Source organism: Devosia sp. 919, assembly GCF_013185965.1.
Classification (GTDB): domain Bacteria; phylum Pseudomonadota; class Alphaproteobacteria; order Rhizobiales; family Devosiaceae; genus Devosia.
Genome location: NZ_JABAOL010000001.1, coordinates 2,430,134 through 2,443,992 on the forward strand (window position 1 = coordinate 2,430,134; position 13,859 = coordinate 2,443,992).

General features: G+C 63.7%; 12 protein-coding genes. 10 read left to right on the top strand and 2 right to left on the bottom strand.

The features are described 5' to 3' along the window. Positions 1-40: 40 nt before the first annotated feature. The 10 genes from HRQ64_RS11875 (at position 41) to HRQ64_RS11920 (ending at position 11,079) form a co-directional block, all read left to right on the top strand. Positions 41-721: an RraA family protein gene (locus HRQ64_RS11875; RefSeq protein ID WP_210258546.1), complete on the top strand. Its 681-nt coding sequence runs from the start codon at positions 41-43 to the stop codon at positions 719-721. A 10-nt stretch (positions 722-731) separates the two neighbouring features. After that, a complete protein-coding gene (locus tag HRQ64_RS11880) occupies positions 732-1,592 on the top strand; it encodes an amidohydrolase family protein (RefSeq protein ID WP_172123432.1) in 861 nt (286 codons plus the stop codon). 112 nt (positions 1,593-1,704) lie between these two features. Then, positions 1,705-3,231, top strand: a complete 1,527-nt coding sequence (locus HRQ64_RS11885; RefSeq protein WP_172123433.1) for an ABC transporter substrate-binding protein — start codon at positions 1,705-1,707, stop codon at positions 3,229-3,231. Between the two features lie 51 nt (positions 3,232-3,282). Beyond that, positions 3,283-4,236 carry an ABC transporter permease gene (locus HRQ64_RS11890; protein ID WP_172123434.1) on the top strand — a complete coding sequence of 318 codons (954 nt, stop codon included), beginning with the start codon at positions 3,283-3,285 and terminating at the stop codon, positions 4,234-4,236. Continuing rightward, the gene (locus tag HRQ64_RS11895; protein ID WP_172123435.1) at positions 4,233-5,108 is read left to right on the top strand and encodes an ABC transporter permease; all 876 of its coding nucleotides are present in this window, start codon (positions 4,233-4,235) and stop codon (positions 5,106-5,108) included. Before HRQ64_RS11890 ends, HRQ64_RS11895 begins: the two co-directional genes overlap by 4 nt. Beyond that, entirely contained in the window at positions 5,108-6,097 is a 990-nt protein-coding gene (locus HRQ64_RS11900) for an ABC transporter ATP-binding protein (RefSeq protein WP_172123436.1), read from the top strand. Before HRQ64_RS11895 ends, HRQ64_RS11900 begins: the two co-directional genes overlap by 1 nt. Beyond that, positions 6,094-7,104: an ABC transporter ATP-binding protein gene (locus tag HRQ64_RS11905; protein WP_172123437.1), complete on the top strand. Its 1,011-nt coding sequence runs from the start codon at positions 6,094-6,096 to the stop codon at positions 7,102-7,104. The genes HRQ64_RS11900 and HRQ64_RS11905 overlap by 4 nt, the downstream gene beginning before the upstream one ends. A 10-nt stretch (positions 7,105-7,114) precedes the next feature. Next, a complete protein-coding gene (locus tag HRQ64_RS11910; protein ID WP_172123438.1) occupies positions 7,115-8,290 on the top strand; it encodes a mandelate racemase/muconate lactonizing enzyme family protein in 1,176 nt (391 codons plus the stop codon). 13 nt (positions 8,291-8,303) lie between these two features. Beyond that, positions 8,304-9,341: a succinylglutamate desuccinylase/aspartoacylase family protein gene (locus tag HRQ64_RS11915; protein ID WP_172123439.1), complete on the top strand. Its 1,038-nt coding sequence runs from the start codon at positions 8,304-8,306 to the stop codon at positions 9,339-9,341. 10 nt (positions 9,342-9,351) lie between these two features. After that, positions 9,352-11,079, top strand: a complete 1,728-nt coding sequence (locus tag HRQ64_RS11920; RefSeq protein WP_172123440.1) for an IlvD/Edd family dehydratase — start codon at positions 9,352-9,354, stop codon at positions 11,077-11,079. A gap of 608 nt (positions 11,080-11,687) precedes the next feature. Here HRQ64_RS11920 and HRQ64_RS11925 read toward each other — a convergent pair. Together HRQ64_RS11925 and HRQ64_RS11930 are read right to left on the bottom strand one after the other, a co-directional pair. Continuing rightward, positions 11,688-12,548 (bottom strand): alpha/beta hydrolase, encoded by an 861-nt coding sequence (locus HRQ64_RS11925; protein ID WP_172123441.1) that lies wholly within the window; start codon positions 12,546-12,548, stop codon positions 11,688-11,690. A 136-nt stretch (positions 12,549-12,684) separates the two neighbouring features. After that, on the bottom strand, positions 12,685-13,827 hold the full coding sequence (locus HRQ64_RS11930) for a DJ-1/PfpI family protein (protein ID WP_172123442.1): 1,143 nt from the start codon (positions 13,825-13,827) through the stop codon (positions 12,685-12,687). Between the last annotated feature and the right edge of the window lie 32 nt (positions 13,828-13,859).

Here is a 13,859-nt window from a genome sequence, read left to right on the forward strand (position 1 = left end):
ATCCGCGACACAACTTTAACGATAAAGCGTGGATGTGACGATGACCCTGCCGAGCCAGTCAGACGACAACCTTATTGCCCAGATGCGGGAGCATTTCTTTTGTGCCCTGCTGTCCGATACCCTTGATGAGCTGGGGTATATGCATCAGGCGCTGCCGGCTCGCATCCGTCCGCTGGACGAAACCCTTGTCATGGTGGGGCGGGCGCGAACCATGCTCTATGCCGACGTCTATGCGCGGCCGCAGGCTGGCGAAAACCCCTATGAACTCGAAATCAAGCTGGTCGACAGCCTGGGTGCGGACGAGGTTGCGGTCTGTGCCTGCGGCGCCACGGGTCGCATTGCCCCCTGGGGCGGGCTGCTCAGCACGGCCTCGAAGGTCCGCGGCGCCGCCGGTGCGGTGATGGACGGCCTGGTGCGCGACATCCGGCATGTCCGCGAGTTGGAATTCCCGCTGTTTCATGCCGGCATTGGTCCACTCGACAGCAAGGGGCGTGGCGAGGTGATCGCGATCGACGTGCCGGTGGAATGCGCCGGTGTCCGGATCAATCCGGGCGACATCCTGTTCGGCGATGCCGACGGGGTCGTGGTGATTCCGAAGGCCATCGAAGCCGAGGTCGTGGCGCTGGCCTACGAAAAGCTCAAGGGCGAGAACAAGACGCGCGACGCGCTGCTCGCAGGGCGTCGCCTTGCCGATGTCTATGACGAATTCGGCGTGCTGTAGGGGGCGGACCATGATCGTCGATTGCCACGTTAACCTCTGGAAGCCCGAGCATGTGCGGCCGCTGTTTGCCGCCGGGACCACCCATGCGCGCCCTGGCGCCGTAAGCCCGCTGGCGGATCCCGATACGGTCTATGCCGCCATGGCCGACGTCGACAAGGCGATCGTCTTTACGCTGCGCTACGCCGACAGCGCTGGCATCGATGGCGATGACGAGGTTACCGCAGAGGCCGTTCGCAAATATTCGGACAAGTTCGTTGGCTTTGCGGCCGTCGATCCGCGCCGTGCCGACGCCATGGACCTACTCGAGCATGCGGTCGAGGACCTCAAGCTCAAGGGCGTCAAGTTCGGACCGATCTACAACGGTGTGTCGCTGCTCGATCCGCGCATGGTGCCGGTCTACGAATATTGCGTCAGGAACAACCTGCCCCTGACCATGCATATGGGCACGACATTCGCCCAGAACGCGCCGATCGAATATGGCCGCCCGCTGGCGGTCGACGAAATCGCCGGGCGCTATCCCGAGCTCAAGATGATCATGGCGCACATGGCCCATCCCTGGGCCGAGGAGTGCATCGTGGTCGCGCGCAAGCGCCCCAATGTCTATTGCGAAGTGTCCGCCCTGTTTTACCGCCCCTGGCAGTTCTACAACATCCTGATCACGGCCCAGGAATACCGCATCACCGAGCGCGACAAGATCTTCTGGGGCACCGATTTCCCATTCGCCCATGTGCGCGAGAGCATCGACGGCCTGCGCAACATCAACGCGCAGGTCGAAGGCACCGCACTGCCCCGGGTCAGCACCGAGACCATCGACTCCATCCTTTATTCCAACCCGTTCCAGCACTGGTGGCACGGTGGGCTCAGCCTCTGACGGCGGATTATGGACGACCGCCGGCGCATATCGGTCCAAAGCCAAATGGGAGTGTCATATGCCTTCTCGTAGACTTCTGAACTTGCTTGTGCCTGGCGCGCTAACCGCCCTCATGTCGACGACCAGCGTAATGGCCCAGGAGGCCTTTACCTGTCCGGCGACCGGTGGCGATCTGATCGTGGGCATTGAATCCGGCGTGCCAACGCTTGACCAGCATACCGCCACCTCTTCGGCGACCCGCAACGTGGCCATGAACATCTTCGAAACCCTGGTCATTCGCGACGAAAACATGAATCCGGCCCCTGATCTCGCCGCCTTGATCGAGGTGAGCGATGATGGGCTCACCTACACCTTCGTGCTGCGCGATGGCGTCAAGTTCCACAATGGCGAGCCCCTGACCACCGCCGACGTCGTTGCCTCCTTTGACCGCTACAAGGAACTGGGCGTCAATCGCGCGACGCTCGACGTCGTCGCCTCCTGGGAAGCAACCGATGACAAGACCTTCGTCATTACGCTCAATGAGGCGCAGCCGACATTCCTTGAAAGCCTCTCGTCCTACACCGTGCCGATCGTCATCCTGCCGGCCGAAGAGGCAGCCAAGCCGGCCGGACAGATCGAGCCGATCGGAACCGGTCCGTTCAAGTTCGCCGAGTTCGTCCCCGACAGCTTCGTCAAGCTCGAGCGTTATGACGATTATGTCGCCAATGACAGCTTCCCCGGCCTGTCTGGCTTTGCCGGACACAAGCAGGCCTGCGTCGATACCGTCACCTTCCGCATGCTGACCGAGCCAGGCGCCCGCATGGCCGCACTGGAAACCGGCGAGGTCCACATCGTGGAAAACGTGCCGACGATTTCCCAGGAACGGCTCGCCGGCACCGAGGGGATCGAGCTGGTGCGGCTCGAGAACTTCGCGCTCAACGTGGCCTATCCCAACTGGTCGGCGCCACCGACGGACAACCTGCAGGTGCGTCAGGCGATCCTGGCCGCACTCGACATGGAAGAAATCATGGAGGCGGCCACTGACGGTGCTTTCAAGCTCAACCCATCGTTCCAGTTTCCCGACACCGGTTATTACTCGACCGCCGGCGAGGAATTCTACAACCAGCACGATCTGGAAAAGGCCAAGGCTCTGCTCGCCGAGTCAGGCTATAACAACGAGCCCATCGTGCTGCTGACCAACCAGCAGTTCCCCAACATGTACAACAGTGCACTGGTGATGGCGGCACAGCTGCAGGCCGCCGGGATGAACGCCGAATTGCGGGTGCTCGACTGGCCGACCGCGCTCGCCACCAGTGAGAAGGAAACCGCTGGCTGGAACATCTTCTTCACCTTCTGGGCCACGGTAACGGCGCAGGGCGGGCCGACTTCGCTGCGCAACCTCGCCAATCCCAACAATGTCTACAAGCCCGTGGACAATGCCGGTGACGAGGCGTTCAACGCGGCTTTCGAAAAGATCGAGGCCGGGGTCGACCTCGACGCCAGGCGCGAAGCCTTTGCCGAGGCCCAGGCGATCGCTTTTGAGAACGTGATGGCCATCCCGTTCGGCATCATGTCGAATGCCCAGGGCGTGCTCGCGACGGTGGAGGGCTACCAGCCCTACTACAATACGCGCGTATCAAACGTCTGGCTTGAGCAGTAGTCACGCCGGGCCGGGTCGACCGGCCCGGTCTCCAACATCGGGGATCGTCATTTGCTAGGATATTCGATCAGCCGCCTGCTGCAGGCGATCCCCATCCTGTTCCTGGTCAGCCTCATGGCCTTCGGGATCATCTACCTGATCCCGGGGGATGCGGCGACGGTGATCGGCGGGCCCTCCGCCAGCGCGCAGGACCTGGCACAGATCCGGGCCAATCTCGGCCTCGACCAGCCGCTTCATGTGCAGATCTGGACGTTCTATGCCAACCTGCTGCAGGGCGATCTGGGGCGTTCGCTGCTGCTGGGCATTCCGGTCACCGAGGCGGTGATCCAGCGTTCGCCCGTCACCATCGGCATCGCCATCTATTCGCTTGTCCTCACCATTGCCCTGGGCCTGTCGACCGGCATCATCGCCGCGCTCAACCACAATCGCTGGCTTGACCAGGCGGCAACGATCTTCGCGCTGATCGGGGTATCGCTGCCCAATTTCTGGCTGGCGCTGGTGATGATCGTGCTGTTCTCGGTCAATCTGGGTTGGCTGCCAACCGGGGGTTATGTGCCGTTCTCCCAGGATCCCATTGGCTGGCTGCGCACCGCAACCATGCCGGCTGTCTCCTTGGCGCTGCTGCAGGCGGGGCTGCTGACCCGCATCACCCGGTCCACCATGCTCGAAGTGCTGAGCCAGGATTATATCCGCACCGCCCGATCTAAGGGGATTTCGGAGTGGAAGGTCGTCGGCAAGCACGCCCTGGCCAATGTCATGATGCCCGTCGTGACGGTGCTCGGACTGATCCTCTCGGTCCTGCTGTCGGGCTCGATCGTCATCGAGACCATTTTCGGGGTGCCCGGTATCGGCTCCCTGCTGGGCAACGCCATTTCCAGCCGCGACTATCCGATGATCCAGGGCGGGCTGCTCTTCGTCACCGCAGCGCTGCTGCTGCTCAATATCGTTGTCGACGTGCTCTATACCTGGCTCGACCCGCGCATCCGTGTGGGAGGCGGCAAATGACCGATCTCGCCCTGACGGTGCCGCCCCGTTTCGCCCGTACCCGCGCAACCATGCGTCGTATGCTGGCCAACCGCGCTTTCGCTCTGGGCAGCCTGCTGTTCGGCTTCATCTGCCTTGCCGCGCTCGTGGGACCGCTGCTGGTGGGGACCGACCCCAATGCGCTGTCGATCCGCGACCGCTTCCAGCCCCCCTCCTGGCAATTCCTGCTCGGCACCGACAATCTGGGCCGTGACATGCTGAGCCGGGTGCTCTATGGCGCCCGGCTGAGCTTGGGCATCGGCTTTGCGGTCATCCTGCTCAACGCCGTGTTCGGCGTGCTGCTCGGGGCACTCGCCGGCTATTATCGGCGTCTCGACAATATCCTGATGCGCGTCGCTGACGCCTTGATGGCGTTTCCGGCGGTGCTGTTGGCCATCGGCATTGCAGCCGCCCTCGGGCCATCGGCAGTTACGGCAATTGTGGCCCTGGCCGTCGTCTACATCCCTCGGACCGCCCGCGTGGTGCGCGCATCGATCCTGGTGGTGCGTGAACTGGACTATGTGCAGGCGGCGCGTGCCTCGGGGGCAACGGACGCACGCATCATAACCAAGCATATCCTGCCCAACTGCATGGCGCCCCTGATCGTCCAGCTCAGCTTCGTCTTTGCCTATGCCATCCTCTCGGAGGCTGTGCTGAGCTTTCTCGGCCTCGGATCGCCACCCACCGTGCCCAGCTGGGGCGTGCTGATCTCGGAAGGCCGCGCCTATATGCGCGAAGCTGCCTGGCTCACCATGGTGCCGGGCGTCGCCATCGCCGTAACTGTGCTCGGTCTCAACCTCTTGGGCGACGGCCTTCGCGACGTGCTCGACCCCCGCATGAAAGTGGAACAGTGATGACCCGGACGCCCCTTCTCAGCGTCAGGGACCTCTCGGTCGGCTTTCCTGCCGGCAAGGGACATGTCCTGGCGGTCAATTCGGCAAGCTTTGACGTCCATCCCGGCGAATTGCTGGGTATTGTCGGTGAATCCGGCTCGGGCAAGAGCGTCACAGCTTTGGCGATAATGGGCCTGCTGCCACCGACGGCCCAGCTTCGCGGCAGCCTGCAGTTCGAAGGCCGTGACATGCTGGCCATGTCACAGCGGGAGCTGCGGCACCTGCGCGGAAAGCAGCTGGGCATGATCTTCCAGGAGCCCATGACCTCGCTCAACCCGGTCTTTACCGTGGGCGACCAGATCATGGAGGCGGTTACCGCGCAGGACCGCATGAGCAAGAAGGCGGCCGCCGACCGTGCCGTGGACCTGCTCGACAAGGTCGGCATCCCGTCCCCGCGCCGTCGGCTGGAAGACTATCCGCACCAGATGAGCGGTGGCATGCGTCAGCGCGTGATGATTGCCATCGCGCTTGCCTGTTCGCCGCGGCTGCTGATCGCCGACGAACCGACCACGGCGCTCGACGTGACCATCCAGGCGCAACTGCTCGACCTGCTCAATGGGCTGCGGGAAGAACTGGGCGCCGCCATCATCCTGATCAGTCACAATATGGGCGTCATGGCCGAAGTCGCTGACCGGGTGGTGGTGATGTATGCCAGTCGCGTGGTCGAGGAAGCCGGTATCTTTCAGCTCTTCGACGAGCCCCAGCATCCCTATACCGAGGGCCTGCTCGGCAGCACGCCGGATATGGGGGGCACCGCCCGGCGGCTCGTCACCATCCCCGGCGGCATGCCCTCGCCCGGTGCCTTGCCGCCCGGATGCCTGTTCGCGCCGCGCTGCCCCAAGGCGATCCCTGAATGCACCACGGCGCAGCCGCCGCTCTTGGCTTTGCCCGGTGGACAGAAGGCGGCCTGCATCCGCGCCCCCAAACTCGCACTGGAGGCTCTGGCATGACCGCACTGCTTGAGGTCGAGGGACTCGTCAAACGTTTCGAGACCCGCTCGGAAAACTGGTTCCAGCGCGACAAGCCGCTGGTCAAGGCTGTCGACAAGGTCAGCTTTTCGGTCGGCGAGCGTGAGACGCTGGGCCTCGTGGGCGAAAGTGGCTGCGGCAAGTCCACCACCGGGCGACTGATCCTGCAATTGATCGAACCCACCGCCGGCACCGTGCGCTTCATGGGCACTGAACTCGTGGGAGCCGATCCACGCGACTTGCGGCGGCTGCGGCGCAATCTCCAGATCATTTTCCAGGATCCGCATGCCTCGCTCAATCCGCGCATGCAGGTGGAGGACATCATCCTCGAGCCGCTCTACGCGCAGGGCGAGCGCTCGTCGGCCGAGCTCACCAACTATGCTGGCGAACTGCTCGAGAAGGTGGGCCTGTCCAGAAGGCACGCCCAGCGCCATCCGCACGAATTCTCCGGCGGGCAGCGCCAGCGCATCGGCATTGCCAGGGCCATTGCGCCCAAGCCCAAATTCATAATCTGCGACGAGGCCGTTTCGGCGCTGGACGTTTCCGTTCAGGCCCAAGTGATCAACCTGCTGCAGGATCTGCAGGAAGAGCTGGCGATGAGCTACCTGTTCATCGGGCACGACCTGGCGGTGGTCAAACATATCGCCGACCGCATCGCGGTGATGTATCTGGGCCGGATCGTCGAAACAGCGCCCAAAGCCAAGCTCTATGTCGCCCCACGCCACCCCTATAGCCAGGCCCTGCTGGCCTCGGCGCCGGTGCCCCATCCGCGACTGCGCCAGAGCCGCAAACGCCTGCGTGGCGAAATGCCCAGCCCGCTCAACCCTCCCAGTGGATGTCACTTTCATCCCCGTTGCCCGCTGGCGCAGGATATCTGCAAGACCGACGATCCGGCCCTACGCGAAATCGAGCCCGGCCAGCACGTCGCCTGCCACTTTGCCGAGCTGACCGGGGGCTCAGCACCCGTTCCCGCTCCCGCAGCACCATAGGAGCCGACCCATGCGCATCACCCAGGTCGAACCCATCCTGCTGCGCGGCAACCAAGCCTATGCTTCGCCTGCCGACGGGGCGGAGGCGACCGACAACGGCGACTGGCAACTGCTCGTCAGGGTGATGACCGATGAGGGGATCGAAGGCTGGGCCGATGCAGAGACGCTGGCACCGGCAGCGGTGGCCATCATCGCCGGGCAGGGCATGGGAACGCTCGGTTTCCACACTTTGGGTGACATCCTGATCGGGGAGGATCCGCTCGATATCGAGCGGCTATGGGACAAGCTCTACGTCGGCAGCGCCTACTATGGCCGGCGCGGCATTGCCATGCAGTGCATCTCGGCTATCGACAACTGCCTCTGGTCGATCCGCGCGCAGGCCACCGGCCTGTCGATAGCCCAACTGATGGGCGGACGCCAGCGCGATAAGGTGTTGGCCTACGCGTCGACGCTGTTTCGCTCGACCCCGGAAGGCATGGCCGAGGCCGCGCGCGGCTACATCGACAAGGGCTTCCAGGCGGTCAAGTTCGGCTGGGGCGTCTTCGGCGAAGACAAAGGCCGCGATCGCGAACTGGTGGCCGCGGCCCGCGACGCGCTTGGGCCCGACCGGCATCTGCTGGTCGATCCGGGCTGGTACCCTGCCGGCTGGAGCAAGCCGGGTCCCATGCGCAGTCGCCGCGAGGCGATCGAGCTGTGCGACTGGCTGGGCGACTATGGCGTGGGCTGGGTGGAAGATTTCATCCATCCCGAGCGCTTCGACGAATATGCCGAAGTTCGCGCCCTCAGCCCCGTGCCGATTGCCGCCGGCGAGCAACTGGCGACGGTCTGGGAGTTCGAGCGGTTCATCGGCGAAGGCTGCGTCGATATCATCCAGCCCGACCTGTCACGCTGCGGCGGCCTGACCGTCGCCCGGCGCATCGCGCAGATGGCGGAACGGGCCAATATCGACCTGGTGCCGCATTCCTGGCTGACGCATTTGCTGACGGGCTACAGCCTGCAACTCATCGCCACTTTGCCGAGGGCGCCGTTTGTTGAGTTCAACGTCAGCCAGAGCGCCCTGACGGGTGGTATCGCCCAGGCCAGCTTCAAGATCGACGACGATGGCATGCTCGCCATCCCCGACGGTCCGGGGGGCGGTGTCGACGTGGACTTCGATTTTATCGCCGCGCATCGCGTGACGCTTTGAACAAGGATCGACCATGCCGCGACACATCGTCAAACCCGCCCAGCTCGACCTCGAAAGCCCCGGTCGCCGAGACTATTTCGTAGCGCTCGAACACGACTCAATCTGGGGCGATCACCTGATCCCGCTGACGGTGATGGTCGGCCCCGACGCCAAGGCTGGGGAAGGGATGGTCGTTTTCGGCTCCAACCACGGCAACGAATATGAGGGGCCGGTGGTGATCCGGCACCTGCTCCGCGACATCGACATTGGCCAAGTCACCGGGCGCATCATCCTGGTCCCGGTGCTCAACCCAGCGGCGTTCCGAGCGGGTACGCGCGATTCAACGCTCGATGACGGCGCCAATCTCAACCGGGCCTTCGTCGACGGCGCTGGCACAACGCCGGCTCTGGGTCGTATTACCCACCGCATTGCCCGCTTCGTGCGGCAGGCGATCTGGCCCCATGTCCATATCGTCATTGATCTGCATGCTGGCGGCGATGTGGGACGCTTCGCGCCAGGCACAAGCTTTCACCCCATCGACGATCCGGTGCAGGGCCGCCGGATCGAGGAAACGGCGCGCTGGTTCGGCACACCGATCGTCATCGTCTACCAGAACGAGACGCCGGGGCTGCTGCCCTCCGAGGCCGAGAGTCTGGGCAAGATCACCATCGGCGCAGAGCTGGGCTGGGGCTCGGCGGTGCAGGCGAACGGCGTTCGTTGGGGCAAGCATGGCGTGCTGGCGGCCGCCATGCGCAACGGCTTGCTCGACGGCAGGATCGAGCCGATCGACCATCATCGCGACAAGACCCAGCTCAAGGCCGAAATGGTCGACCGGGCCTGTTTTACCACTACACCCTTTTCCGGCCATTACGAGCCGCTGCTCGAATGCGGCACCCGCGTTTCAGCTGGCGAAGTGGTTGGGTTGGTACATGACTTCGAACGCATCGACGCCCCCGCTTGGCCGGCCCGGGCGGGTGTCGATGGCGTCGTCATTGGCCAGGCCTGGGGCGCCCGCGTGCGCCAGGGCCAGCACGTGGTAGTGACCGGCAAGATACTCGATTGGCTCGACTAGGAAGCACACCATGAGCAAGGACGACAAGCCCAAGCTGCGCAGCGCCGAGTGGTTCGGCCGCCAGGATTCCTACGGCTTCATCTACCGGAGCTGGATGAAGAACCAGGGCCATACCGCGGACATGTTCGACGGCAAGCCTGTGATCGGCATCTGCAACACCTGGTCGGACCTAACGCCCTGCAACGGCCACCTGCGCGGCCTGGCCGAACACGTCAAACGTGGGGTCTATGCGGCGGGGGGCTTTCCGCTGGAGTTTCCAGTGCTGTCGCTCGGCGAATCCAACATGCGTCCCACCACCATGCTGTTCCGCAACCTCGCCAGCATGGATGTCGAAGCCTCAATCCGCGCCAATCCACTCGATGGCGTGGTGCTGCTGGTCGGCTGCGACAAGACCACCCCCGCCAGCCTGATGGGCGCGGCAAGCGTCGACCTGCCGACGATCCTTGTCTCCGGGGGCCCGATGCTGTCCGGTCGCTGGAAGGGCAGGCAGATCGGTTCGGGCACAGATGTGATCCGCTTCAAAGAGGCGGTCCGCGCCGGTTCGATGACGGTCGATGAGTTCATGGCCGCCGAGGCCGCCATGTCACGCAGTGCCGGCTCCTGCATGACCATGGGCACGGCGTCGACCATGGCAAGTCTCTGCGAAGGTCTTGGCATCGCCCTGCCGGAGAACGGCGCCATCCCCGCCGTCGACGCCCGGCGGCAGGCCATGGCCTTTAATGCCGGCCGGCGTGCCGTCGAGATGGTCCGCGAGAATTTGCGGATGTCGCAGATCCTGACAAAGGCTGCGTTCCTCAATGCGGTCCGGCTCAATGCTGCGCTGGGTGGTTCGACCAACGCGGTCGTCCACCTGCTGGCGCTGGCCGGTCGGCTCGGGGTTGATTTCACGCTCGCTGATTGGGATGCAGCGGGTCGCGACGTGCCGTGCCTGGTCAACCTGATGCCATCCGGACAATATCTGATGGAAGACTTTTTCCATGCCGGCGGCGTGCCAGCAGTGCTCGGCGAGATCGTAGGGCTGCTCGACCTGGACGCAATGACCGTTACCGGACGATCACTTGGGCAAAGCCATGTCAGTGCCGACGTGCACGACAGCGCGGTGATCTATCAGCTGAGCGCCCCATTCAAGCCGGCCGGTGGCATCGCGGTATTGCGGGGTAATCTCAGTCCCGACGGCGCGGTCATCAAGCCCTCCGCCGCCACCCCGCACCTGATGCAGCATACCGGCCCGGCGATCGTCTTCAACGATCCCGATGACCTCAAGGCCCGCATCGACGATCCCAACCTGCCGGTGGACGAGAATTCCGTGCTGGTGCTGCGCAATTGCGGGCCGAAGGGCTATCCCGGCATGGCCGAGATCGGCAACCTTCCCATCCCCAAGCGCGTACTCGACAAGGGCATCCTCGACATGGTGCGCATCTCCGATGCGCGCATGAGCGGGACCGCCTTTGGCACCGTCGTGCTGCATGTCGCGCCCGAGGCCGCGGCCGGGGGCGCGCTGGCTCTGGTGCGCGACGGCGACTTAATCACCCTGGATGTCGCCAACCGGCTGCTGCACCTCGATGTCAGCGAAGCCGAACTGGAGCGCCGTCGGCTCGACCTCGTGGCCTTCGTCTCGCCCTACCGGCGTGGCTGGGAAAAGCTTTATGTCGAACATGTTCTCCAGGCCGACAGCGGAGCCGATATGGATTTTCTCGTCGGCGGCAGCGGCGACTACGTCCCCCGTGTTAGCCATTAAACTCCTGAATCAGGATGGACACTCCAGCCCTCAGCATTGACACGCCTAATATCAAAAAATACCTGGGAGCCGCCCAGTCCTCACGTTAGCTCCGGACCTCGAGAGACGCCGAGCGCGGAAAGATGATGTGGGATGGAATAGGCCCTGCGGCGATCTGCTGCTACACGGCGGCTTTTGGGCCATAGATCTTAAAAGCAGCCGGACTGCTATCGGCCCCTACCCTGCCCTTCCGGGTCGTTATGCGGAACAGCAGAAACGGGGTGGGAAGCCGAATGTCAGCTTTTGTGTGAGATCCGGATGAAGCAGTCATTATTGGTGTGGAAGCGGGGCACAAAGGTGTCGTCGACGCCGCTCGTGCCACCCGATACTCCGCTCCTCTCATGCCACCATCGCGTCTCGAACATCCATTCATGCAGCCGTTCGCCGGCGTGGCCGAACGGGTCATCGCGACTGAGACCCTCGACCGCCCCGAAGTCATCGAGCGAGATCGAAAAATCCTGTACGTGGACGAGTGATATGTTCGTCCTCTTGTTTGCTCGGTGCTGCGGTGCCGGGCGCCAGAGTCCGCTTACGGGGACGCCCGGAGTCGTAGTCGGACAAGTGCCCCCTTACTGCTCAAAGAAGCCTTTGGGAGTCTCGTCCTTCAAAAACGGCTCGATGAAGCCCATCAGCAGGTCGGTCTGGGTGATGATCGCCGTGTGCGAGGTCGCCGGCAGAACCGCGAGCCGTGACTTGGGCAGGGGCTGGCCCATATCGCCCATGATCCCGCCGCCCAGAAGACGGAACAGCTCAACCGAGTGCTCGAGGACGGTCACGTCGGCATCGCTGGTGATCAGCAGGACCGGGATTTCGAGCGCCGCGACGCCTTCCTGCCAGTCGAACTCCTCGTGCTCGAGCGCGATCATCCTGTCGATGAACGCTTCATACCCATCGGGATTTGGGGCGAGTGACTTCCACTGCTCTTCGAACTGAGCAAACATCTCCAGCGACATCTGTGGGATCATTTCCTGGAACACCGGCTGCCAGCCTTCGGAGCTGTAGGACATCGAAGCGGCCACGAGACGTCCGACCTTGTCGGGGTGGCGGATGGAGAGTTGCAGACCGGCGCCTGCGCCCATCGAGTAGCCGAAAATATCGGCCCGCTCGAGCCCGACCGCATCCATGAAGGCGGCGACGTCGTCGGCGAGATTCTCGTAAGTGATCGGCCGGTCGATGTCGTTGGTGCGGCCGTGTCCCTGGAATTCGAGGGCGTAGACCTTGTGGGCCTCGGCGAGCAGCGGAATGATCCTGCCCATCGTGATGATATTCATGTGGGCGCCAGGCAGGACGACGATCGGCTCACCTTCGCCCGAGACTTCGTAATACATCCGCATGCCATTGACCTCGGCGTAGTCGCCTGCGGGTTCGGACTGGGCAAGAGAGGGAGCGGCAACAACGAGACCGGCGGCAAAGATGACTGTGCGGAGCATATCGAATTTTCCTTTCGGTTGAGAGCTGATGCCAACACGACGAACAAGGTGTGACCGAGATCGACATGCGAGCAACTTTCGCTCTTGGTATCCGTCGTGACGGTTTCGTTTGGCAGACCAAGGCCTCCCACTGCGGTCACTCGGCTGACCTCGGATACTCGAGCTGCATCGCCACTAGATTGGTCGTGCCTTCGCCGTATCGCTCGGTGATTGTCTGAAGGGCCTGGTCCAGCGCGATTGCGGGTTGCTGGTCGGGGAAGATCGAGACGACACGATCATCCGGCCACGCCTCCGCGTTCCGGTCAGGCAGAACGCGAATGCCGTTGGCCGTCACCACGGCGGGTAGCTCTGCGAACGTGACCGCTTTGGATCGATAGGTCCGCGACCAGGCATCGGCCACCAATGCCAGTGACACCTCGTCGCTCCCCGGCTCGAGCGCGATGCCGAGCTCGTCGCGGTTCCAGAAGGTCAAGGTATTGGCGAGGACGGTCGAAGCGAACGGACGCGTGAGAGTGAATGCCGCACTTGCGTGCTCTGCACCCCAGTCTTGTAGGCCGAGGTCGCGGGCCACCGCCTCCGCCTTCTCGCGCCCTGCGATGGCCTCGATCAGCGTCAGCATCATCGGCATGGAGGCGGTGATGCCGGTGGTCGTCGCGACGTGTCCGTCCATTACGAAGCGGCGGTCCGCAACGTAGTCGATGGTGGGGCTGCGCCCGAGCAGGTCCCTGAGATAGTACCAGTGCGTCGTAGCGCGTTTGCCGTCGAGCAGGCTGGCAGCGCCGACGACCTTGGCCCCAGCGCAGACGCCGATCACGATGGCGCCCTTGGCCGATTGCTGCTGAAGCCATGCCATGACCGCGGGGTCATCATCCCGGCTCATGGCCGGCACGATCACGTAGTCCGCTCCCTCCGGATGCGCGGCGTCGAACTCCGAGACCGCCGCATCCGGCTCGACTTGGAGCGCGGGATAAAGCTGCACCGGACCTGGTCCCGTCGCCACCATCATCACATCGGCAATATTGGCTCGACGTAGAATGCCGGTCGGCACGAGGTAGTCGGTGGTCTCAGTCGCATCGTTGATGCCGATCACAGCGATGATCGGCCGCTCGCCCGCGGGAGGCCGGAGCGCCTCCAGTACCGCGGCCTCCTCCGACGCGGGCACCGGCTCGGGCGACGCTACTACGTCGGAGGGAAGCGTGGCCAGCCAGATGCCGAATCCGCTCAGCCCCAAAGTTGCAGTGCCCACAAGGCCCCAAACCGCGACGATCCGTTTCCTCACTTCGCTTCTCCTTGAGCCGCATATTGACTGGA

Coding starts and splice junctions, on each gene's coding strand:
- HRQ64_RS11875 (WP_210258546.1), top strand. CDS start 41: ATGACCCTGCCGAGCCAGTCAGACGACAACCTTATTGCCCAGATGCGG.
- HRQ64_RS11885 (WP_172123433.1), top strand. CDS start 1,705: ATGTCGACGACCAGCGTAATGGCCCAGGAGGCCTTTACCTGTCCGGCG.
- HRQ64_RS11925 (WP_172123441.1), bottom strand. CDS start 12,548: ATGCTCCGCACAGTCATCTTTGCCGCCGGTCTCGTTGTTGCCGCTCCC.
- HRQ64_RS11900 (WP_172123436.1), top strand. CDS start 5,108: ATGACCCGGACGCCCCTTCTCAGCGTCAGGGACCTCTCGGTCGGCTTT.
- HRQ64_RS11910 (WP_172123438.1), top strand. CDS start 7,115: ATGCGCATCACCCAGGTCGAACCCATCCTGCTGCGCGGCAACCAAGCC.
- HRQ64_RS11920 (WP_172123440.1), top strand. CDS start 9,352: ATGAGCAAGGACGACAAGCCCAAGCTGCGCAGCGCCGAGTGGTTCGGC.
- HRQ64_RS11905 (WP_172123437.1), top strand. CDS start 6,094: ATGACCGCACTGCTTGAGGTCGAGGGACTCGTCAAACGTTTCGAGACC.
- HRQ64_RS11895 (WP_172123435.1), top strand. CDS start 4,233: ATGACCGATCTCGCCCTGACGGTGCCGCCCCGTTTCGCCCGTACCCGC.
- HRQ64_RS11915 (WP_172123439.1), top strand. CDS start 8,304: ATGCCGCGACACATCGTCAAACCCGCCCAGCTCGACCTCGAAAGCCCC.
- HRQ64_RS11880 (WP_172123432.1), top strand. CDS start 732: ATGATCGTCGATTGCCACGTTAACCTCTGGAAGCCCGAGCATGTGCGG.